Origin of the sequence: Acinetobacter sp. AR2-3, from assembly GCF_001878775.1 — a bacterium.
Lineage (GTDB): Bacteria > Pseudomonadota > Gammaproteobacteria > Pseudomonadales > Moraxellaceae > Acinetobacter > Acinetobacter lwoffii_D.
Genome location: NZ_MJIQ01000110.1, coordinates 1 through 2,073 on the forward strand (window position 1 = coordinate 1; position 2,073 = coordinate 2,073).

2 protein-coding genes and 1 pseudogene are annotated in these 2,073 nt (G+C 34.4%); 2 read left to right on the plus strand and 1 reads right to left on the minus strand.

The window, feature by feature from the left end; all coding sequences use genetic code 11:
* The first annotated feature begins 72 nt into the window (after positions 1–72).
* A protein-coding gene (locus BFN00_RS15735) for an IS4-like element ISAba1 family transposase (RefSeq protein ID WP_100222414.1) occupies positions 73–1,163 on the plus strand; the annotation gives its coding sequence in 2 pieces (ribosomal slippage) (positions 73–613 and positions 613–1,163; 1,092 coding nt in all).
* 293 nt (positions 1,164–1,456) lie between these two features.
* On the opposite strand, the pseudogene BFN00_RS15600 reads toward BFN00_RS15735, so the two are convergent.
* A pseudogene (locus tag BFN00_RS15600) lies at positions 1,457–1,831 on the minus strand (IS30 family transposase); the annotation flags it as partial.
* Between the two features lie 71 nt (positions 1,832–1,902).
* On the opposite strand from BFN00_RS15600, the gene BFN00_RS15605 reads away from it, so the two are divergent.
* On the plus strand, positions 1,903–2,073 hold a 171-nt coding region (locus tag BFN00_RS15605), incomplete at its 3' end, for a helix-turn-helix domain-containing protein (protein ID WP_025464096.1).

Here is a 2,073-nt window from a genome sequence, read left to right on the forward strand (position 1 = left end):
TCTCTGTACACGACAAAAATAGATAACTCATTGAAATAATGTCACAATAATTGTTTTCTAACGACGAATACTATGACACATCTCAATGAGTTATATCTTATCTTAAACAAATCTCTAAAATGGAACAAGTCACATTTAAAGTGCTTTGCGCTCATCATGCTTGTGATCATTTTAAAGCAAACATGTAATCTTTCTTCTGCATCTAAAGCCTTGCCCATCAAGTGCTTACCACAATCATTTTATCGACGTATGCAGCGCTTCTTTGCAGGTCAGTATTTTGATTATCGTCAAATTTCTCAGTTGATTTTCAATATGTTTTCATTCGACAAAGTGCAACTGACTTTAGATAGAACCAATTGGAAATGGGGAAAACGAAATATTAATATCCTGATGCTCGCAATCGTTTATCGTGGAATAGCGATACCTATCCTTTGGACATTGCTTAATAAACGTGGAAATTCAGATACGAAAGAGCGTATTGCTTTGATTCAACGCTTTATAGCCATTTTTGGTAAAGACCGTATTGTGAATGTGTTCGCAGACAGAGAGTTTATCGGTGAGCAGTGGTTTACATGGTTAATTGAACAAGACATCAACTTCTGCATTCGTGTTAAAAAAACTTCATTGTCACCAATCATTTAGGAAAGAATCATAAAATTAGTGATTTATTTCGCCATCTTAAAGTTGGTCAAATTGAATGTCGTAAACGACGGATTTTGGTTGGTCGGGTGAAACTATATATAAGTGCACTACAGTTAGAAAATGGAGAGCTTTTACTCGTCGTTTCTCCTCAGTTTAATGCCAATGCTATTCAGGATTATGCATTACGCTGGGAAATTGAAACCTTATTCAGTTGTCTCAAAGGACGCGGGTTTAATCTTGAAAATACGCGCTTGACAGACCCTAGACGAGTGAAAAAATTGATTGCGGTGTTAGCTATAAGCTTCTGTTGGTGTTACTTAACGGGTGAATGGCAACATAATCAAAAAAAAGCGATAAAAATAAAGAAGCATGGACGACTCTCAATGAGTTTATTTCGCTATGGTTTAGACTATGTTCAAATGGCGATTCAGCGTTTAATTGGTTTTGGGAAAAAAGAAGAGTTTAAGGAAATTTTGGCAATTTTAAGAAAGCAGAATCCTGATAGGATAAGGGTTCTGTGAAATTTGTCGTGTACAGAGAACAGGAATACAAGAAATTATTTCTTGTATTCCTCTTTAAAATTAAAAGTAAGCTATATGTATTTTAACTCTATTGATACTTTATTAAATGGTTTTTGAATTTTTATACTTTATTTTCGATGGAGATATTTTTATTAGTAGCTTGTTTAAAAAAGATTTGTTTATTTTTCTATTAATTGCTTCTAAATAATAACTTCAATATTTTTGTGGTTAAAAGGCAAGGGGGTATTATGATGTGTTTTTTATTGAAAATAAGCTTTTATATTAGGGCGAATTCAAACATGAGGTGCGACAGTTTCAAAAGCCATATGATAATCAACAAGCTGAGCAAATTTCTCTAATGGTGTAAGCCAATCTAACGCCTTTCTAGGACGAGTATTCAGTGACATGGCAACTTGATTTAAATAATGCTGATCTGCCTGATTTAAATCAATCCCTTTAGGTAAATATTGCCTAATTAAACCATTCATATTTTCGCATGTGCCTTTTTGCCAAGGTGAATGTGGGTCACAGAAATATACATCTATGCCTAAATCTTCTTCGAGTATTTTATGTTCTGACATCTCGCGTCCACGGTCATAGGTCAACGTTTTACGCAGTTCTGCAGGTAAATATTTCAGAGCTTCAGTTAAAGCCTTGCGCACTGATTCTGGGCAGAGTAAAACTTGAAGTGCGACATAAACCACCTAATTAATTTAAAGGGTTTATGGAGTATATAAAATTGTCATACCATCATCTTAACTTTGAAGATCGTACTGCATTAATGCTTGAGTCAAGAAAAGAAGGCTTTTCAGCCAGAAAATTTGCTGAACTCATTAAAAGACATCCTAGTACGATCTATCGTGAGCTTAAAAGAAATAGCATCAATGACGTTTATCAAGCTCGATATGCT